This is a genomic window from Streptomyces sp. NPDC045846 (assembly GCF_056431605.1).
On the sequence record NZ_JBWKKJ010000024.1, the window covers coordinates 49,009 to 68,687 of the forward strand.

Consider the following 19,679-nt stretch of genomic DNA (forward strand, 5'->3'; position numbering starts at 1 on the left):
TCCGTACCGCAGCCCCCGAAGGGAGCCTCGCATGAGCCACGCAGCCGTTCAGGACGCCCGGCCGGCCGCACCGGCCCCCGGCAAGGGCAGCCTCAGCCACCGCGCCCTGCCCCGCTGGGCAGGCGCCGCCTTCGCGCTCGTCGCGATCGCCCTCGCCGTGGGCATCGGCCTCGTCTTCGACCTGTCGAGCAAGGTCCAGTGGGGCCTGATCGCGGCCCTGCTCTTCGTCCTCGTCTCGTACGCGGTCACCTCGGCCGTCGAGAACAAGCGGCAGGCCAAGGACCGGGTGGCGACCTCCCTGGTCTGGGTCTGCTTCGTCCTCGCGGTGATCCCGCTGTTCTCGCTGCTGTGGACGACCATCAGCCGCGGCACCCGGGTGCTCAACGGATACTTCCTCTCCCACTCGATGGCCGGTGTCCCCGGCTTCGAGCAGGGCGGCGGCGTCTACCACGCGCTGATCGGCACCCTGGAGCAGGTGGGCCTGGCCACCCTGATCTCCGCGCCGCTCGGCCTGCTCACCGCGGTCTACCTGGTGGAGTACGGCAAGGGCGCCCTCGCCCGGGCCGTCACCTTCTTCGTCGACGTCATGACGGGCATCCCGTCCATCGTCGCCGGCCTCTTCATCCTGACCCTGATGCTGATGTTCGACCTCCAGCCCTCCGGGTTCATGGGCTCGCTCGCCCTCGCGATCCTGATGATGCCGGTCGTGGTCCGCTCCACCGAGGAGATGCTCAAGCTCGTCCCGAACGAGCTGCGCGAGGCCTCCCTCGCCCTGGGCGTGCCGAAGTGGCGCACCATCCTGAAGGTGGTCATCCCGACCGCGATCGGCGGCATCACCACGGGCGTCATGCTCGCCATCGCCCGCATCGCCGGTGAGACCGCCCCGATCATGCTGCTCGTCTTCGGCAGCCAGCTGATCAACACCAACCCCTTCGCGGGTGCTCAGTCCTCGCTCCCCTTCTACATCTGGGAGCAGTACCGGGTCGGCAGCGACGCGTCGTACGACCGCGCCTGGGCCGCCGCCCTGGTCCTGATCGCCTTCGTCATGATCCTCAACCTGGTGGCTCGCGGCATCGCCCGCTGGAAGGCCCCCAAGCACGGTCGCTGACGCGGCCATCTCAGCGACCCCTTCTCGCACGCCCGAAAGAAGCAGTGATTGTTATGGCCAAGCGAATCGACGTATCGGGCCTCTCCGCCTACTACGGCGCCCACAAGGCGATCGACGACATCTCGATGACGGTCGAGCCGCGCTCGGTGACCGCCTTCATCGGCCCGTCCGGCTGCGGCAAGTCCACGTTCCTGCGCACCCTGAACCGCATGCACGAGGTGACCCCCGGCGGCCGGGTCGAGGGCAAGGTGCTCCTGGACGACGAGAACCTGTACGGCTCCGCGGTCGACCCGGTGGCCGTGCGCCGTACGGTCGGCATGGTCTTCCAGCGCCCCAACCCGTTCCCCACGATGTCGATCTTCGACAACGTGGCGGCGGGGCTGCGTCTGAACGGCAAGTACAAGAAGAACGAACTGGCCGACGTCGTCGAGAAGTCGCTCAAGGGCGCGAACCTCTGGAACGAGGTCAAGGACCGCCTCAACAAGCCCGGTTCGGGGCTCTCCGGCGGCCAGCAGCAGCGTCTGTGCATCGCGCGGGCCATCGCCGTGGAGCCGGACGTCCTGCTGATGGACGAGCCGTGCTCCGCCCTCGACCCGATCTCCACCCTCGCGATCGAGGACCTGATCGGCGAGCTCAAGGAGCGCTTCACGATCGTCATCGTGACGCACAACATGCAGCAGGCCGCGCGCGTCTCGGACCGTACGGCCTTCTTCAACCTCGCGGCGGTCGGCCAGCCCGGCAAGCTCATCGAGATCGACGAGACCGAGCGGATCTTCTCCAACCCGTCCGTCCAGGCCACGGAGGACTACATCTCGGGCCGCTTCGGCTAGGCCCCGCCTCCCCCAGACGTCTGCGGTGCTGCATGGCGGTGCCACCGCAAGACGACGGGCCCGCCCCCTGAGACCCAGGGGGCGGGCCCACTTTTCGGTACGCCGCGCTGGGTTCGCCCGACCGCCCGTGCGGCGGGGTTGGCTCTGGGGCTGCGCCCCAAACCCCGGGGGGCCGCTTGCCCACCCGCCCGCCCGGTGCGCGGGGTTGGATGGTTCCGCCCCTGGGGCTCCGCCCCAGACCCCAGGGGGTTTGCCCACCCGCCCGCCCGTTGCGCAGGGTTGGATGTGCTGAGCCCTGGGGCTGCGCCCCAGACCCCCTTGAGGGGCTCCGCCCCTCGAACCCCGGCGGGGGCTCCGCCCCCACACCCCCGCTCGCGCCTGAACGGCGCTCGTCCTCAAACGCCGGACAGGCTGAAGACACCAGCACCGGCCCGCCCCACTACCGCCAGGGGCGCAAGGAACTGCGCGAGAAGCGACCACGGCCCGCACACGACCGAGGGGTTAGGGGCGCGAGGAACTGCGCGAACAACCACGCACGGCGCAAGGCCGACGTCGTGTGCAGGGGCGCGGGGAACTGCGCGAGAAGTGGGCACGGTCCGCAGGCGAAGGCGGGTCAAGGGGCGCGAGGAACTGCGCAAAGCAAACGCCCGGCAGGCGCGCGGATGCAGGCGGGTTCGAGGGGGCGCGGGGAACTGCGCGAGAAGCGAGCACGGTCCGCAGATCGAAGGCGGGTCGAGGGGCGCGGGGAACTGCGCGAGCCGGCCGGGGGCGGCCGAGTGCACGGCGTTCGGAAACGGCGACGCCCCCTCCCGCCCCCGGAGGGGTTGGGGAAGGGGCGGGGTGGGGTGGAGAACCCGGCCGGGCGGCGCGGCTAGCCGAAGAACAGCCGGACCACCAGGTAGCTCCCCGCCGCGACCAGCGCAGCCGCGGGCATCGTGATGAACCACCCCAGGATGATGTTCTTCGCGACCCCCCACCGCACCGCGTTGACCCGCTTGGTCGCCCCCACACCCATGATCGCCGAGGTGATCACATGCGTCGTGGAGATGGGCGCCTGGAAGAGGAACGAGGACCCGAACATGATCGAGGCACCCGTCGCCTCGGCGGCGAACCCCTGCGGCGGGTCCAGCTCGATGATCTTCCGCCCCAGCGTCCGCATGATCCGCCAGCCACCCGCGTACGTACCGAGCGACAGCATCGCCGCGCACGCGATCTTGACCCAGATCGGGATCTCGTCGCCCGCGGACTGCACATCGGCGATGGTCAGCGCCATCACCACGACGCCCATGGTCTTCTGCGCGTCCTGAAGGCCGTGGCCGAGCGCCATGCCGGCCGCCGAGACGGTCTGGGCGATGCGGAACCCGCGCTTGGCCTTGTGCGGGTTGGCCTTGCGGAACAGCCACAGGATCACGCACATCACGAGGTAACCGGCGAGGAGGCCGACCACCGGCGAGACGAACATCGGAATGACGATCTTGTCGAGCACGCCGGACCAGTACACGGTGGTCCCGCCCGCGAGCGCGGCGCCGACCATGCCGCCGAACAGGGCGTGCGACGAGGACGAGGGCAGCCCGAAGTACCAGGTGACCAGGTTCCAGATGATCGCGCCGACCAGCGCCGCGAACAGGATGCCCATCCCCTTGTTGCCCTCGGGCGTGGAGATGAGCCCCTCGCTCACGGTCTTGGCCACGCCGCTGCCGAGGAAGGCACCGGCGAGGTTCATCACCGCGGCCATGGCGAGCGCGGCCCGCGGGGTCAGCGCCCGCGTCGAGACCGACGTGGCGATGGCGTTCGCCGAGTCGTGAAAGCCGTTCGTATACGTGAATCCGAGCGCGACGCCAATGGTCACGATCAACGCGAAGGTGTCCATGACTGGGTCAGGACTCCTTGACGGCGATGGTCTCCACCGTGTTCGCCACGTGCTCGAACGCGTCCGCCGCCTCTTCGAGTACGTCCACGATCTGCTTGAGCTTGAGCACCTCGATGGCGTCGTACTTGCCGTTGAAGAGGTGGGCGAGCAGCTTGCGGTGGATCTGGTCGGCCTGGTTCTCCAGGCGGTTGACCTCGATCCAGTACTCGGTCAGATTGGACATCGTCCGCAGGTTCGGCATCGCCTCGGCGGTCAGCACGGCCGCCCGGTTGAGCACCTCGATCTGCTGCTCGACGCCCTTGGGCAGTTCCTCCACGTTGTAGAGGACGACCAGGTCGACGGCCTCCTCCATGAAGTCCATGATGTCGTCGAGCGACGAGGCGAGGGTGTAGATGTCCTCGCGGTCGAACGGCGTGATGAAGGAGGAGTTCAGCTGGTGGAAGATCGCGTGGGTGGCATCGTCCCCCGCGTGCTCCGCTGCCCGCATGCGCTCCGCGATCTCGGCCCGGGACGCGGAATCCGCTCCGAGCAGTTCCATGAGGAGCTTCGAGCCCGTGACGATGTTGTCCGCGGATGCGGAGAACATGTCGTAGAAGCTCGTCTCCCTGGGGGTCAGACGAAAGCGCACGTGGGGTCCTCGGAGTGCTTGGGATTCGGTCAGGCTGATGCTAGGCGCATCATCCGGCCACGGCTAACCGGCGTTCTTCAGTGTCGCCCATCAGGCACAGTGATCAGCACGGGCCCCCGCCGGGGGAGCCGGAAATTCGTTACCATATACCCATGAGGGGTATCGAACCCCTTGCCTCACACGGCAGGCCACCAGGCACATGGCAGACAACGGGAGGACGCGATGACGACCACCGAGGCAGCCGGTCCCCCGGTCGAGACCCCTGTGACCGACCACGACCACGGCGTGCACGGCTACCACAAGCAGAAGGACGAGCACCTCAAGCGGCTGCGCCGCATCGAGGGCCAGATCCGCGGCCTGCAACGGATGGTCGACGAGGACGTCTACTGCATCGACATACTCACCCAGGTCTCCGCGTCCACGAAGGCCCTGCAGTCCTTCGCGCTCCAGCTGCTCGAGGAGCACCTGCGGCACTGCGTGGCGGACGCGGCGGTCAAGGGCGGCGACGAGATCGACGCCAAGGTGGAGGAAGCCACCAAGGCGATCGCCCGCATGATGCGTACGTGAGACAGCCCGTGTGATGCGTACGTGAGACAGGTCCCGCGCCTCCCGGCCCCGCCGCTCCGAACGTACGGATCCGGCCACGGAGTGCCCCGGACAGCCGCACCCACAAGGGCCTTCCGGCACGGGCGTGTCGCGGCGTGCGCGACGGACGCGGGCGGGGCGCGGCGGTGGAGGAGACCCGCCGCGCCCCGCACCCTCGATCCCCGGCTAGCCCCAGGCGTCGTCGCGGCCGGTCCAGGTGGCGGACCGTTCCGGCGGCTGGGCGGGGCCGGGCTGCCCCACGTTCAGCACCTCGTCGATGAGGTCCGGGCTGAGCCGGTCCCCCTCCGCGGCGGAGGCCGCGATCATCAGGTCACCGCACAGCTCGATCTCGACGAGGGCCACGTGGTCCTGGACGGTCGCACCGCGAAGCGAAGCCACGCACATCACCTCTTCCTCGACCTCTTCCCGCCGTCGTTGGCCGGGTCGGTTCGCCCGGCCCGGACTGTTCGCTCGGTCTGTTCGCCATCGTCGGCTTCCTAGCGTAGGGAGGGGGACACGGACCGCGCATGGCACGGACGGACCATTTCCGCCACCACAGCCCCGCCCGAGGGGGCCATTTCTGGCTGATTACGGCTGGATCTTCCCGGCGAAGATGTCCCGCGCGTCCGGCAGCCGGACGTCCACGGGCGCCCCGAACCCGTACAGCAGCGTCGTCGAGGCGACCGCCACGGGCCGGCCGCGGTTGACGTAGCTGAACTGCTGGCGGACCTTGCACAGTCGCCCCGCTTCGTCGAGGTACGCGTCGAAGGGAACCGCCCCCGTGGAGAACCCTTTCGCCACCTTCGCGGGCAGTGCGGCACTCCCCCGGTAGTGGCGCACCTTCACCCCGGCGAGTTCCTCCTCGCCGACGTAGTTCACGCCGTGCGCGCCGCGCAGGAGTTCGGCGGCCGTGTACGGGTCGGTGACGCCGCCCGTGACCAGGTTGCCGTCGGCGAGGGTGGCGGTGTCGACCCGGACCCACTTGTCGGCGGGCACGCCCGCGCCCCGGTTCTTCATGTAGAGCGCGCCGGGCGCGAGGAGCTCGGTGATCGGGCGGCGCTCGTCCGCTCCGGCCGCGTCCTTGGGCAGCACCACCGTCAACTGCCCCGTCCTGCGCCGGAAGTCGTACGTGCCCTCGCCGCGGATCGTCACCCGGGTGCCCCCGGTGGCCATCTCCATGGAGGTGGTGGCCTGCGAAGTCCCCGCCGCGACCAGCCGGTCGGCCGCCGTCCGCACCATCGCCGCCGGGTCGGACCGGGCGCCGCCCGCGACCTCCACGTCGTCCGCGCCGCATCCGGCGACGGTCGCGATCACCCCGCCCACCAGCGCGGCGGCCGCGATCGCACCCGCTCGTCCGGCTCCGTGCCGTTGCACCACCATCGCCGCCAAACCCCCAACGCCCACTGGCCTAGCCCGCACTCCTAACGACTCCGGTACGGCCCCCGTCACGCCCGCAGTACGGTGGTGAGGTGCCCCACCAGACCACCATCACGGAACGCGGCAGCTTCGCGATCGCCCGTTGCTCCTGCGGCTGGACGGGACCGGCCCGCCGCAGCCGTGACAGGGCCCGCACCGACGCCCGGGCCCACCACCCCCAGCCCTCGATCGACCCCGCCGACTGAACTCCCGGGCGCGGCTCCCGGTTCGGGGGCGGCCGGGACGGGGAAGAGCCAGCGCAGCACCCCACACGCCCCCCGGGAGCCCCTCATGCGCCGCCGCACCCTCCTGACCGCGGCCGCCACCGCGTTCACCGCGACCGCGTGCGACGGCGGCCGGAAGCACGCGCCCCAACCCAGCGCCACCCCCTCCCGCCCCTCCGCGTCCGCGCCCGCGGACTGGAACGCGCTGGCCGGCTCCCTGGAGGGCGGGCTGGTGCGCCCCGGGGACGCCGACTACGCCGCCGCCCGCCAGCTCTACAACACCCGCTACGACGACCAGAAGCCGGACGCCGTCGCGTACGTGGCCCACGAGGCGGACGTGCAGGAGTGCCTGGCCTACGCCCGCGCCCACCGCACCCCCTTGGCCGTCCGCAGCGGGGGCCACGACTACGCGGGATGGTCCTCGGGCACCGGCCGCCTCGTGGTCGACGTGTCGCGGCTGAACGGCGTGGCGGGGGACGGGACCGTGGGCGCGGGGGCGCGGCTCGTCGACGTCTACACGGGCCTCGCCAAGAGCAGCCGCGCCATCCCGGGCGGCTCGTGCCCCACCGTCGCCGTCTCGGGCCTGACCCTGGGCGGCGGGCACGGCGTCACGGCCCGCGCGTACGGGCTGACCTGCGACAGCCTGACCTCCGCGACCCTCGTCACCGCCGATGGCCGGAAACTGACCGCGAGCGAGCGGCAGAACCCGGACCTCTTCTGGGCCCTGCGCGGTGCGGGCAACGGCAACTTCGGGGTGGTCACGGGGCTCACCTTCCGTACGCACGAGGCCCCTCAGGGCGTGACCGCGTACCTGACCTGGCCCTGGCGGCAGGCGCAGGGGGTGATCGAGGCCTGGCAGGCGTGGGGGCCGGACCAGGCGGACGAGATCTGGTCCGCCGCCCATGTGGCGGGCGCGGCGGGCGGCGCCGACCCGACCGTCAACGTGGCCGCGTTCTCGATCGGTTCGTACGGCGATCTCCAGAACGCGCTCGACCGCCTGGCCGACCGCGCGGGCGCCCCCGCCGCCTCGGTGTCGCTGCACCGCACCCGCTTCCAGGACGCGATGCTCCTGTACGCGGGGTGCGCCACGTTCAGCCAGGCCCAGTGCCACCTGCCGGGCCGCACCCCCGGCCGCGCCCCGCAAGGGGTGCTCCAGCGCGAGACGTACGCCGCGAGGTCCGACTTCTACACCGAGGCGCTCCCGTCGGCCGGAGTACGCCAACTCCTCGTCCGCGCGGAGGAGTTCACCCGCATCGCGGCGGCGGACAACGGGGGCGGCGGCACCGTCGTGCTCACCGCGCTCGGCGGCGCGATCAACCGGGTCGCCCCGGACGCCACCGCCTTCGTGCACCGCACCTCGCGGGTGCTCGCCCAGTACATCGCGTCCTGGCGGCCGGGCACCTCGGGGTCGGCCCAGCAGGCCTGGCTGGCCCGGACGCACGAGGCGATGCGCCCGTACGCGTCGGGCGCCGCCTACCAGAACTACCCGGACCCGTCCCTCGCCGACTGGCGTACGGCCTACTACGGTTCGGCCGCGCCACGTCTGGCAGAGCTCAAGCGGCGGTACGACCCGGCCCGGCTCTTCGACTTCCCGCAGGCGCTCTGACGACCGATCAGGCCGCCAGGTCGCGCTCCTCGGGCCCCGGGTGCTCGACCGGGCCGCCGGCCGCGGCCGGAACCACCGTCAGCGCTTTGCGCGAGTGCACCAGGCGGCCGAGCCGCGGCGAGCGGGCGACGGCCGCGACCAGCGGGGTGAGCAGCATCTGGGCGAGCGGGGCGAGCAGCAGCGCGACCGCGGTGCCGAGCGCGAAGCCGCCCACGACGTCGGTCGGGTAATGCACGCCCATGTAGACCCGGCAGAACCCCTCGACCAGGGCGAGGCCGAGCGCGACGAGGCCGAACTTCCGGTTGGCGACGAAGAGTCCGGCCGCCAGCGCCATGGCGAGGGTGGCGTGGTCGCTGACGAACGAGAAGTCGGTCTTCCCCCCCACCAGGACGTCGAGGCCCTTGTGGTCGAGGAAGGGCCTCGGACGGTGCACGAAGCCCCGGATCGGGATGTTGACCAGCACGGCGATCCCGGCGGCCAGCGGGCCCCACACGATCCCGGCCACGGACGTGACCGCCGACTGCCGGTCCTCCCCGCGCCGCACGGTCCACCAGCACCACAGCACGACGAGCACCAGGCCGAGCAGGATCCCGTACTCCCCGACGAACGCCATGGCGCGGTCGAACCAGGACGGGGCGTCCTTGGCGAGTCCGTTGATGTCGTAGAGCACGCTGACATCGGGATTCGCTCCGTCGAATGCGAGTCCAGCCATGCTGCGGCCCCTTGCCTTGATCCGTCCTGCTACCAACCCCCGTGGTCAGTACGTACATCAGTCACTGTCCAGGGAACGCCCTCCACGGCCGCCGCGTTCCACTCTCCACTGAATGATCACGACGACGTTATCGAAGAGTGACTCATCGTCGCAGCTCAGGGCCTTGGCTTCACGGAGAGTTCCAGCCACTGGGTGGGCTTGTTCAAGCCCCCGGCTTGAAGCTGGGCAGGGCCGCGGCGCCGTCCTTGGTGACCCGGGTCGCGCCGAAGTAGTCGGGCGCGTCGATCTTGTCGAAGCGGATGACGGCGCCGGTGTAGGGCGCGTTGATCATGTACCCGCCACCGACGTACAGGCCGACGTGGTGGATGGCCCGCGAGTTGCCGAGGTCGGTCGAGAAGAACACCAGGTCCCCCGGGAGCAGTTCGTTGCGGGCGGGGTGCGGGCCGGCGTTGTACTGGTCGTTGGCGACGCGCGGCAGCGTGATCCCGACGCTCTGGTACGCGGCCTGCGTAAGCCCCGAGCAGTCGAACCGTCCCCCTTGCTCGGGCGTCCCCTCCCCGCCCCAGAGGTACGGCGTCCCGAGCTTCTGCTGCGCGTAGTAGATGGCCCCGGCCGCCTGCTGAGAGGGCTGCACCCGGCCCACGGGCGCGGCGAAGCTCTTCTCCAGGGAGCGGATGGTCTTCACGTAGCCCTGGGTTTCCGCGTAGGGAGGCACGCCCTTGTACTTGATGACCGCGTACGCTCCCGCGTTGTAGGCCGCCAGCATGTTGTCGCTCGCGTCGCCCGGCACGTCCTTGACGTATTTGGCCAATTCACAGTCGTACGAGGCTGCTGACGGAATGGCGTCCGCCGGATCCCAGATGTCCCGTTTGCCGTCACCATTGCCGTCGATGCCGTGACTCGCCCAGGTGTCGGGCATGAACTGCGCGATGCCCTGCGCGTTGACGGGGCTGACGGCGTTGGTCTTCCAGCCGCTCTCCGAGTAGAGCTGGGCGGCGAGCATCGCCGCGTTGAGGCTGGGGCAGAGGTTGCCCCACTTCTGCACGAGGGGCTGGTAGACGGCCGGTACGGCGCCCTTGGCCAGCCCGACCGCCCCGCCCGCCTTCGAAGCCAGCCCGGCGGCGGCCGAGTACGTACCGACAACGAGGAGCGCGACGAAGCTCAGGCACACCCCGAACCCGATCCCGCCGATCACCCAGACTCTGCGCACCCCTCAACCCTCCCCCATCGAAGCCGTGTTCACCGCCACTTCGCCCGCACTCGTGTCGGGCCCACACGCATCCGGCCACGAACCCGTCGCACACGATGCTCTCGTAGTCCTTGACCGCCCTCACATGACGGAAGGTCACGGTCCACTGATCAAGGAAGGAGGCAGGCGCACGTGATCGCCTGATCCGTCGGCTGGGCGGCCGCCTGACCGGACGTCATCGGTGTACTGCTGGCGACGGGTTGGGGGCTGATGGTCGTCACCGGGGCCGACGGTTTCGGGTCGCCCGCCGACTCCGCCAGCTTGAACAGCGACTTGGTGTGCTGCCCGAAGACGATGCTGTACGAGACGTCCGGGTCGTCGCCGCCGAACTCGTACCCGCCGATGACCCCCGCGACCGCCCCGCCCGCCACGACCCACGGGCTGCCGCTGGTGCCGCCCGGGAAGTCGGGGCAGTCGATGCGCTGCTGGGTGTCGCCGTACGCGATGGACGTGTTCGTGCAGACCTGCGGGGCCTCGGTGTCGCCCGGGTAGCCGGTGATGGTCACGGACTGCCCGGTCGCGCGGCCCGCGAACAGCGGCGCGGCGCCCACCACGTCCTCCACCTTCTTGCCGCCGTCCGAGCCGGGCCCGAGCACCGCGAAGGCCACGTCGCTGTCCTGGTCGCCGTCCTCGTTCCAGCTGTCGTCCGCGTACACCGACTGCACCGGCCAGGTCCCGTACGGCGCCGCACCGTCCCGGTACGCGGGCACGAACACCGCCTTGCCGTCCTCCGACTCGTCCGGGGGAAGGCAGTGCGCGGCGGTGACGATGAGGTCGTGGCCCGAGCTGTGCACCACCGATGCGGTGCAGTAGTGCCCGCCGTCGAGGTCCCCCTTGAACAGGGCGCCCACCCGCGCGTTGGCCGCCGTCGCCGGTGCCGCCTCGGTCAGGTTCCTGGACGCCACGTCGTGGTCCCCGTACGCCGGTATGACCAGCAGCACCGCCGCGGCCGAGAGCGCGCTGAACCGTCCGCGCCTGGACGCGAACTTCATCCCGGAGATGCCAGTGCGCTTCATACGGTGCGTCTCCTGGTGGTCGGCGGGCCTGCTTGCTGACTACTGCGAACACTCTGACTCTCGCGGGCCCGGCTGAGAACGACCATGAACCTTTTCTGAGAAGTTTCTATGAAGCGGCCCGTCGCCTGGGCACCCGTACCCGGGCCGCCGACACGACAAGCGGCCCAAGGGTGTAACAACGACAGTCATTGCCCGGAGTCACCCTGCGTGATACACAGAGTGACCATACGCGTTTCCGCATACAACCGGTCCCACCGCAGGTCAGGGCGGTGGGACCGGCACTGGCGTGCGGGGGCGGGTAAAGAGAGGCGCCAAGGCGTCCTACTCCGCCGGTTTCATCAGCGAAGATAGAACCTGACCCATGCCATGGGGCAGGGGCTTCGAACTACCCGACAGGGGCGGTGAGTTACATGTACCTGGCAGCCGGAAAAGGCGACATCACCACCATCATCGGCGGAATCGCCCCCAACTGGGGGCCGTTCGGGACGCTCGGCAACGAGGCCCGCATCATGGTAGAGGTGGTGATGGCGGTGGCCATCCTCCTCTGCCTCGGCATCGCGGTGTGGGGTGCGGCCAAACAGCGGATCGGAGCGACGGCGCTGCGCGACACCTTCAGCGCCGAACAGGGCAAGGGCCTGATCGTGGCGGGCCTGACCGGAGTCTTCATCATCGGCTCGCTGGGAACGCTCTTCACCATCGTGTACGGGATGGCCGTCTGACCCTGCGTCAGCCGACCCGCTCCCGTTTCTGTCCCCCTCACACCACCCGTCCGTCGTGCCCAACGGCAGAGGTTGCGTCTCCCTGATGTCGAGTCACCACACCGCGCCCGCGCGGGAACCAGCACGGCTACCGTCGTACTACGCGGAACCGCCAACGGTCGAGGGGGCGCAGGCATGAGTTTCGACGACGAGCCGGGCCACGGCGGGGGTGCCCCGGGCCCCGGGGACGACCGCTTCAGCACGCTCGGCGGCACCCGCCAGACCCGTACCCGCCTCCCGGAAGGCACCGGCGACAGCTACGGCGGCGCCCGCCGCCCCCCGCGCAACAACCGCTCGCTCGTCATGGTGGTGGGCGTCGTGGTCCTGCTGGTGGCCGCGATCGCCTTCGCGAACCGGGGCGGCGACTCCGGTTCCTCGGCGGACGGCCAGAACGCGAAGAAGCCGGACGGCCGGTCGACGGCGGCAACCGGCACGAAGCCGGTAGCCGGCAAACAGGCCGGCATCGCATCCGGCTTCCCCCAGACCGAGCAGGGGGCACAGTCGGCTGCGGCCAATTACGCGGTGACCCTGGGATCGACTGGAATGTTCAATCGAGACAGCAGGCACCAGATCATCGACTGCGTGTACACGGCCGATGCTGCCGCCAAGCTGAAAGGGCCGCAGGACGCCGCCTACTCAGCCGACTTCCTGAAGAGAATGGGCCTGGACGCCGATGGGCACACGCCCCCGGGCAACACGTTCGTCTCACGCACCATCCCGGTCGGCACCAAGGTGCAGGACTTCCGCACGACGAGCGCGAAGGTCGCCGTCTGGTACACCGGCCTGATCGGCATGTCCGGTCCCGGCTCGACCGACCCTGTACGTACCACGTGGAAGACCTGGACCTTCGACCTCCAGTGGTCCGGCAACGACTGGAAGGTCACCAACGACACCCAGACCGACGGCCCGGCGCCCGTCCCCGGCGACATCGCAGCGTCCAGCGCCGATTCCATCAGCAAGGCGGTTGAGGAGTACGGAGGCTTCACCTATGCCCGGTAAGCCGTCCCGCCGCGCTCTCTCGATCACTGGTGTGTTCACAACCGTCCAGACCTGGGCCGTGCTGATGGCGAGCAGGGCGTATGCCGCTCCTTCTCCCACACCGAGCGGGCCGGGTGGCAGTCCGAGTCCGAGCCCGAGCCCGAGCAACGACCCCTGCGACCTCCTGATCGGCCCGGCCAAGCAGTACTGCACCAGCGGCGCGGCCAAGGGCAGCACCGCCCCGCCACCCGACACCCAATCCGCCGACCCCCTGACCTCCCTGGCGAAGGGCTGTGCCGACGCGGCCGCCTGGATCGTCGGCAAGCTCTCCGACGCGGTGAAGTCGACGGCGACGGTCGACTTCACCAACCCCAGCTTCCGCACCCAGTACGCCGTCGTCTTCGCCGCCGCGACCTTCCTCACCCTCGTCCTGTGGCTCCTGGCCGTGGCCAAGCGGGCCATCCGCGGGGTGCCGCTGTCGACGGCGATCTCGGAGGCCGTGGGCTTCCTGTGGCTGACGGTCCTCGCCTCCGCGTTCACGCCCCTGATCCTCTACACCGTCGTATCGGCGACCGACGCCGTCACGGAGGCCATCGCGAACGCGACCGGCAACCAGTCGGACGTGTTCTTCGGGTCGTTCTCGGCCGCGCTCAAGAAGGGCACGGACATCGGCGGCGGGCCGATCATGCTGATCGTCGTCGCCCTCGTGTCGATCCTGGCCGCGGGCGTCCTCTTCCTCGAACTGGTCATCCGGGCGGCCCTGTTGTACGTCGGAGCGCTGCTCGGCACCGTCGTGTACGCGGGCCTCGTCGACAAGAACATGTGGGGCCACGTACGCCGCTGGGCGGGCATCATGATCGCCGTGATCATGGTGAAACCGGTCATCGTGATCGTGCTCGGGCTCGCCGGGGCGCTCTCTTCCGGCAAGGGCCCGGACTCGTTCTCGGCGGTCGTCTCGGGGCTGGCCATCATCCTGCTCGCGATCTTCGCCTCGGCGATGATCTACCGCTTCGTGCCCGGCTTCGGCGACGAGATCGCCTCCGCCCGCACCAACCGCAAGCAGGCCACCGACGGCTCCCAGGCCGCCGCCCTCATCTCCTCGCCCGCCGCCCTCGTCTCCCAGGGCATCAAGACCCACAGCGGACGGGGCAACCAAGGGGGCGGAGCCACCCAGGCCCGTCCCGCGAACGCCGTGTCCGGCGGCATGTCCGCCCACAGCAGCCGGGGTTCCGGCGGCGGGGTCGGCGGCGGAACTGTCCCCTCCGCCGCACCCCCGCCGCGCAGCGGCTCCGGTCCCACGTCGGGCACGCCGCACACTCACCGCCGCAACACAGGTAACAAGAACACTGGAGGTGGAGGGCGTTGACGACCCAGTCCCAGCCGGTCGCGCCCCGCCGTACGTATCTGATCGGCCGTGCCCGGCCGTCGGCCGTCGTCGGCAAGAACCGCGAGACCGGCGAGATCGTACTGATCATCGGCGGCGCCTTCCTCGGCATGATGTGCGGGCTGCTGGTCCCCGTCCTGTCCCTGCGGATCGTGCTCCTGATGGGCTTCCCGTTCCTGGCGCTCGCCGCGGTGTACCTGCCGTACAAGCACCGCACGTTCTACAAGTGGTTCGAGATCAACCGCAGTTACAAGCGCTCGCTCCGGCGCGGCACCGCCTTCCGCTCGGGGGCGGCCGAGGCGGGGGTGCGGCTCGACGGGCGTGAGGTCGAGGTCGGGCCGCCGCCCGGGATCGGCCACATCAACTGGCTCGCGGCGCCCTTCGGCCCCGACGAGATCGCGGTCCTGCTGCACGCCGACCGGCGTACCGTGACCGCCGCGATCGAGATCGAGGGCCCGGGCGTCGGACTGCGCGACAGCGAGGACCAGGAGGCCCTGGTCGACCGCTTCGGCACGCTCCTCAAGCACGTCGCCAACGGCGACGGCTTCGTGACGAGGCTCCAGATGCTGGCCCGCACCCTGCCCGCCGACCCCGACGCGCACGCCAAGGACGTCGCCCAGCGCGGCGACAAGAACGCCCCGGCCTGGCTCCAGGAGTCGTACGAGCAGCTCCAGTCCATGGTGTCCACCTCCAGCGAGCAGCACCGCGCCTACCTCGTGGCCTGCATGCAGTACAGCCGCGAGCTCGCCGCCGAGGCCCACGCGATGGCCCGCGCCGCCAACCCGCACGGCCGCAAGCTCGACCGCGACGCCGGTCTCGCGGTCGTCATGGCCCGCGAACTGACCGACATCTGCGCCCGGTTGGCGGAGGCCGACATCCGGGTGCGCCAGCCGCTCGGCCAGAGCCGGCTCGCCTCGCTCGTGCACTCCATGTACGACCCGGACCATCCCATCGACCACATCCAGGCCATGACCAAGCGCAACGCCTGGCCCGCCGAGCTCGACGCCGTGGAGCCCACCTACCTCCAGGCCAAGACCCGCGAGTCCTCGACGCGGGCACCCTGGTGCCACGCCACGGCGTGGGTGAAGGAGTGGCCGATGACCCCGGTCGGCGTCAACTTCCTGGCCCCGCTGCTCGTCCACACGCCGGACGTGATCCGCACCGTCGCGGTCTGCATGGACCTCGAACCCACCGAGGTCGCGATCGAGCGCATGCTCACCGAGAAGACCAACGACGAGGCGGAGGCGTCCCGCGCGGCCAAGATGAACCGCACCGTCGACCCGCGTGACATCGCCGCCCACGGCCGCCTCGACCAGCGCGGCGAGGACCTCGCGAGCGGGGCGGCGGGCGTCAACCTGGTCGGCTACATCACGGTGTCCTCGCGTTCGCCGGAGGCGCTGGCCCGCGACAAGCGGACCATCAGGGCCTCCGCGGGCAAGTCGTACCTGAAGCTGGAGTGGTGCGACCGCGAGCACCACCGGGCCTTCGTCAACACCTTGCCGTTCGCGACCGGCATCCGCCGCTAGTTGAGAGGCAGTACCCGCCATGCGAGATCCGCTGTCTCTCGTCACCGACGCCTTCACCGCCCTGCTCTTCGGCAAGGTGGAGACCACCCGCCTTCCCGTCCGCACCTCCACGGGCCAGGCCCAGGCCGTCTACCTGCCGACCGCCGCCCCCGGCCTCGGCGACTCCGGCGTGATCATCGGACGCGAGGTGTACAGCGGCAAGGGCTACATCTACGACCCGTTCCAGCTGTACGGCCAGCAGCTCCCGGCCCCGCACTGGCTGGTGCTCGGCGAGTCCGGCAACGGCAAGTCGGCCCTGGAGAAGACGTATGTGCTGCGGCAGTTGAGGTTCCGCGACCGGCAGGTGGTCGTGCTCGACGCCCAGGGCGAGGACGGCGTCGGCGAATGGAACCTCATCGCGCGCGAGCTGGGGATAACTCCCATCCGGCTCGACCCGATGACCGCGATGGACGGCGGCATCCGGCTCAACCCGCTGGACCCGGCGATCACCACGACCGGCCAGCTCGCCCTGCTTCGAACGATCATCGAAGTGGCGATGGGTCACGGCCTGGACGAACGATCGGGTTTCGCTCTCAAGGTCGCGCACGCCTACGTCAACGGAACGATCACCGACCGCCAGCCGGTCCTGACCGACATCGTCGAGCAACTGCGCCATCCCGAGGCCGAGTCGGCCGAGGCGATGAACGTCGACATAGACGACGTACGGGCCTGGGGCCTGGACGTCGCCCTGGTGCTCGACCGCCTGGTCGACGGCGACCTGCGCGGCATGTTCGACGGCCCGACCACGGTGGGCATCGACCTGGACGCACCCCTGATCGTCTTCGACCTCTCGCACATCGACCGCAATTCGATCGCGATGCCGATCCTGATGGCGATCGTGGGCGTCTGGCTGGAGCACACCTGGATCCGCCCCGACCGGAAGAAGCGCATCTTCCTGGTCGAGGAGGCCTGGCACATCATCAACAGCCCCTTCGTGGCACAGCTCTTCCAGCGCCTGCTGAAGTTCGGCCGGCGTCTCGGCCTGTCCTTCGTGGCGGTGGTCCACCACCTCTCCGACGTCGTGGACGGAGCGGCGGCGAGGGAAGCCGCGGCGATCCTGAAGATGGCCTCGACCAGGACGATCTACGCCCAGAAGGCCGACGAGGCCCGGGCCACGGGCCGCGTCCTCGGCCTGCCCCGCTGGGCGGTCGAGATCATCCCCACCCTCACCCCGGGCATCGCGGTCTGGGACGTCAACGGCAACGTCCAGGTGGTGAAGCACCTGATCACGGAACGCGAACGCCCCCTGGTCTTCACCGACCGCGCCATGACCGAGTCCGCGTCCACGGACGACATCCTGGCCTCGGAGCTGGACTCCCAGCTCGAATCGGAGGCGGAACGCCGGGCCGCCCTCATCGAACAGCACCTGTCCGCCGCCTCCGGCTCGTCCGAGTCCACGGTGGCCTGACGTGAGCGGAACCGGAGCACCGAGAGGCGATCAGCGCGGCATCCCGGACGGACTCCTGATCGGCCTGCTGGCCTTCCTGCTGGGCCTCACGGTCCTGGTGTGGACGGCCACGGGCCTGGCGGGCCTGTTCACCCACGGGGGCTGGCCCCCCGGCGTATCGTTCACGCACAGCCCGATGGCCCTGCGCTCCCTGGTGACCGCGCCCCACGACCTGCCGGCCGCCTGGCCCGACACCCCGCCGACCGCCCTCTCCGGCTACGGCCTCTTCTGGGGCCTCCTGATCGGCGAACTCCTGATCCTGATCGTCCTGACGATCTTCGCCCTGGGCACGTTCACCCGATGGCGAGCGGTGAGATCGAGAGCGAAGCACGCCCCGCGCCCGACCCCGGAAGCCTCCCCCGGATTCCCTTCGCCCCTGAGCCCGGACGATCCTTCCGCAGGGCTGCTGGGGCCTCCACCGGCCGAGCGGAGCCGAGCCCCAGAGGAAGGGTGGGCACAGCGGACCCCCGCCGCCGAAGTCCCGCTCACCGCCCCCGCTCAGCCGGTCGCACCCAGCCCGTCGCCGCTGGCCGAGCCCGCACCACCGCCAGGGCACCAACACCCGGCCCCCACAAGGGAACCCGTCCCCGCCACGTGGGAACAGCTCCCCGCCCCCCGGGCGGAACAACAGACCCCCCGCCTCCTCTTCGGCGCCCCGGAAACGAGAAGACCCAGCGCCCTCCAGGCGATCCAGGACGCGGAGGGCCCAGCCCTGGTGGTCACCTCGGACCCCACCCTGTGGGCGGAGACGAAGGACGCCCGGGCGAAGCTCGGTCCCGTGCACGTCTACGACCCGACCCACCGCTGCGACACCCCCGCCAGACTGCACTGGTCCCCCACCGCGGGCTGCGAAGACCCCGACACCGCCGCCGCGAGGGCGGCCGCACTGCTGGCCCCGGTCCGCCCGCAGGCCCGCGTGGACGCCGCCATGGCGGACACCGCGGAAACCCTCCTGCGCTGCTGGCTGCACGCCGCCGCCCTGGAGAGCCGCGACGGCAAGGCGATGAAGCAGCTGCACCGCTGGTCCCAGGGCACGTCCGCCCAGGAGCCGGTACGCATCCTCCGCACCCACCCCAAGGCCCAGGGCGGCGGCGCGGGGCTCCTGGAGTCCGCGCTCACCGCCTACCCCGAACGCCGGGAAATCGCCCAGCAGTTGACGGCGCGGGCACTGGCCTGTCTCTCCTCGATCCATATCCGCGACGCCTGCAACCCGAACCGGGCGGATTCGCTCGCCCTGGAATCATTCGTGAACGAGGGGGGCACCCTTTATGTGGTGGGTGAAGCGATCGAGGACCCCCGGTCCCATCCCGCCGCGATGCCCCTGCTCACGGCACTCGCCTCAGACGTGGTCGAGCGCGGCCGCCGCATGGCCGAACGGTCATCTGACGGTCGCCTCGACCCACCAATGACACTCGTCCTGGACGACGTCGCGGCCGTGGCCCCGCTGCCCGGGCTCCCCGAGCTGCTGTCGACCGGCCAGAGCCTGGGCATGCCCACCCTGGTCCTGCTCCGCTCCCCCGAACAGGCCCGGGCGCGCTGGACCGAGACCCTCGCCTGACCGCTACCGTCCCGTACGCCTACGGCCGGACGATCTCCATCTCCAGGTCGTGGCACCCGTCCCCGGACAGCAGCGCCGTGACGCCGGTCGGCACGAAGCCGACCTTCCGGTAGAAGGCCTGGGCGCGCGGGTTGTTCTCGTGAACGAAGAGCCGTACGCGGTGCAGGCGCGGCTCCGGCAGCGCCCAGGCCCACTCCAGCGCGGCCGCGAAGAGCCGCTCGGTCAGCCCGACGCCGCGGTGCTCGGGCCGTACGAACACGCCCACGAGTTGGGCCTGCGGTGCGGCAATCCTGTTCCCGAACACGTCGTCCTCGCCCTCGGCCTCGACCAGCACCACCACCTGGCCGGCCCACTCCCCGTCGGGCCCCTCGGCAATGAACTGCCGGACGGCACCGCCCTGTTGCGAAGCTCCGACCGTGAGCTCCTGCCAGTACGCATCGGGCCGGCCGACCGCTTTCTCATACGTGTCGAGAAAGGCCACCGGGGCTGCGGGATCGAGCAGCGAGGCAAGCCGGAGTTCCTTGGCCTTGGGCCATTCCTCGGCCTGCACAGGGCGTATGACATGTTCCATGGAGGGATACTGCCACAACGCGAAAAAGCCCCGCACCGTGACCCGTATTCCTACGGGTCTGGTGCGGGGCTTTCCCCAAAATTTGTTCGGCGGCGTCCTACTCTCCCACAGGGTCCCCCCTGCAGTACCATCGGCGCTGAAAGGCTTAGCTTCCGGGTTCGGAATGTAACCGGG

At 70.4% G+C, this 19,679-nt stretch carries 19 protein-coding genes and 1 rRNA gene; 11 read left to right on the forward strand and 9 right to left on the reverse strand.

Annotated features, from left to right (window positions below; genetic code table 11):
• Positions 1-31: 31 nt before the first annotated feature.
• Complete coding sequence (gene pstA, locus AC07F3_RS38955) at positions 32-1,108, forward strand: phosphate ABC transporter permease PstA (RefSeq protein WP_479119631.1); 1,077 nt, start codon at positions 32-34, stop codon at positions 1,106-1,108.
• Positions 1,109-1,161: 53 nt separating this feature from the next.
• Complete coding sequence (gene pstB, locus AC07F3_RS38960; RefSeq protein WP_479119633.1) at positions 1,162-1,938, forward strand: phosphate ABC transporter ATP-binding protein PstB; 777 nt, start codon at positions 1,162-1,164, stop codon at positions 1,936-1,938.
• 871 nt (positions 1,939-2,809) lie between these two features.
• Here the strand turns inward: pstB and AC07F3_RS38965 are convergent.
• Positions 2,810-3,808 (reverse strand): inorganic phosphate transporter, encoded by a 999-nt coding sequence (locus AC07F3_RS38965; protein ID WP_479119634.1) that lies wholly within the window; start codon positions 3,806-3,808, stop codon positions 2,810-2,812.
• 7 nt (positions 3,809-3,815) lie between these two features.
• A complete protein-coding gene (locus AC07F3_RS38970; protein ID WP_469841371.1) occupies positions 3,816-4,436 on the reverse strand; it encodes a DUF47 domain-containing protein in 621 nt (206 codons plus the stop codon).
• Between the two features lie 222 nt (positions 4,437-4,658).
• Here AC07F3_RS38970 and AC07F3_RS38975 point away from each other — a divergent pair, with 222 nt between their 5' ends.
• Positions 4,659-5,003, forward strand: coding sequence for a metal-sensitive transcriptional regulator (locus AC07F3_RS38975; protein ID WP_053729023.1), 345 nt, complete (start codon positions 4,659-4,661; stop codon positions 5,001-5,003).
• Positions 5,004-5,207: 204 nt separating this feature from the next.
• Here the strand turns inward: AC07F3_RS38975 and AC07F3_RS38980 are convergent, their stop codons facing one another.
• Complete coding sequence (locus tag AC07F3_RS38980; RefSeq protein WP_479119635.1) at positions 5,208-5,426, reverse strand: hypothetical protein; 219 nt, start codon at positions 5,424-5,426, stop codon at positions 5,208-5,210.
• A gap of 183 nt (positions 5,427-5,609) precedes the next feature.
• Positions 5,610-6,401 carry an SCO4651 family lipoprotein gene (locus tag AC07F3_RS38985; RefSeq protein WP_479119636.1) on the reverse strand — a complete coding sequence of 264 codons (792 nt, stop codon included), beginning with the start codon at positions 6,399-6,401 and terminating at the stop codon, positions 5,610-5,612.
• An 89-nt stretch (positions 6,402-6,490) separates the two neighbouring features.
• Between AC07F3_RS38985 and AC07F3_RS38990 the strand changes: the two genes are divergently transcribed.
• Both AC07F3_RS38990 and AC07F3_RS38995 read left to right on the forward strand, forming a co-directional pair.
• Complete coding sequence (locus AC07F3_RS38990) at positions 6,491-6,643, forward strand: hypothetical protein (protein WP_479119638.1); 153 nt, start codon at positions 6,491-6,493, stop codon at positions 6,641-6,643.
• Positions 6,644-6,728: 85 nt separating this feature from the next.
• Positions 6,729-8,267, forward strand: coding sequence for an FAD-binding oxidoreductase (locus AC07F3_RS38995; protein WP_479119640.1), 1,539 nt, complete (start codon positions 6,729-6,731; stop codon positions 8,265-8,267).
• Positions 8,268-8,274: 7 nt separating this feature from the next.
• Here AC07F3_RS38995 and AC07F3_RS39000 read toward each other — a convergent pair whose 3' ends face one another.
• From AC07F3_RS39000 to AC07F3_RS39010, 3 genes are all read right to left on the reverse strand, one after another.
• A complete protein-coding gene (locus tag AC07F3_RS39000; protein ID WP_479119641.1) occupies positions 8,275-8,979 on the reverse strand; it encodes a phosphatase PAP2 family protein in 705 nt (234 codons plus the stop codon).
• 202 nt (positions 8,980-9,181) lie between these two features.
• Positions 9,182-10,189 carry a bifunctional lytic transglycosylase/C40 family peptidase gene (locus tag AC07F3_RS39005; protein WP_479119642.1) on the reverse strand — a complete coding sequence of 336 codons (1,008 nt, stop codon included), beginning with the start codon at positions 10,187-10,189 and terminating at the stop codon, positions 9,182-9,184.
• A gap of 149 nt (positions 10,190-10,338) precedes the next feature.
• A complete protein-coding gene (locus AC07F3_RS39010; RefSeq protein WP_479119644.1) occupies positions 10,339-11,244 on the reverse strand; it encodes a trypsin-like serine peptidase in 906 nt (301 codons plus the stop codon).
• 410 nt (positions 11,245-11,654) lie between these two features.
• On the opposite strand from AC07F3_RS39010, the gene AC07F3_RS39015 reads away from it, so the two are divergent.
• The 6 genes from AC07F3_RS39015 (at position 11,655) to AC07F3_RS39040 (ending at position 18,934) form a co-directional block, all read left to right on the forward strand.
• Positions 11,655-11,963, forward strand: a complete 309-nt coding sequence (locus AC07F3_RS39015) for a hypothetical protein (RefSeq protein WP_053729027.1) — start codon at positions 11,655-11,657, stop codon at positions 11,961-11,963.
• A gap of 174 nt (positions 11,964-12,137) precedes the next feature.
• The gene (locus AC07F3_RS39020; protein ID WP_479119645.1) at positions 12,138-13,001 is read left to right on the forward strand and encodes a hypothetical protein; all 864 of its coding nucleotides are present in this window, start codon (positions 12,138-12,140) and stop codon (positions 12,999-13,001) included.
• 64 nt (positions 13,002-13,065) lie between these two features.
• Positions 13,066-14,346, forward strand: a complete 1,281-nt coding sequence (locus tag AC07F3_RS39025; RefSeq protein WP_479119656.1) for a hypothetical protein — start codon at positions 13,066-13,068, stop codon at positions 14,344-14,346.
• A complete protein-coding gene (locus AC07F3_RS39030; protein ID WP_479119647.1) occupies positions 14,343-15,890 on the forward strand; it encodes an SCO6880 family protein in 1,548 nt (515 codons plus the stop codon). The genes AC07F3_RS39025 and AC07F3_RS39030 overlap by 4 nt, the downstream gene beginning before the upstream one ends.
• A 19-nt stretch (positions 15,891-15,909) precedes the next feature.
• Positions 15,910-17,337 carry an ATP-binding protein gene (locus AC07F3_RS39035; RefSeq protein ID WP_479119648.1) on the forward strand — a complete coding sequence of 476 codons (1,428 nt, stop codon included), beginning with the start codon at positions 15,910-15,912 and terminating at the stop codon, positions 17,335-17,337.
• 1 nt (position 17,338) lies between these two features.
• Positions 17,339-18,934 (forward strand): type IV secretory system conjugative DNA transfer family protein, encoded by a 1,596-nt coding sequence (locus AC07F3_RS39040; RefSeq protein ID WP_479119650.1) that lies wholly within the window; start codon positions 17,339-17,341, stop codon positions 18,932-18,934.
• A 19-nt stretch (positions 18,935-18,953) separates the two neighbouring features.
• On the opposite strand, the gene AC07F3_RS39045 is transcribed toward AC07F3_RS39040, so the two are convergent.
• Positions 18,954-19,505, reverse strand: a complete 552-nt coding sequence (locus tag AC07F3_RS39045; RefSeq protein ID WP_479119651.1) for a GNAT family N-acetyltransferase — start codon at positions 19,503-19,505, stop codon at positions 18,954-18,956.
• Between the two features lie 84 nt (positions 19,506-19,589).
• Positions 19,590-19,679: ribosomal RNA gene (rrf, locus tag AC07F3_RS39050) — 5S ribosomal RNA — on the reverse strand; the annotation flags it as partial.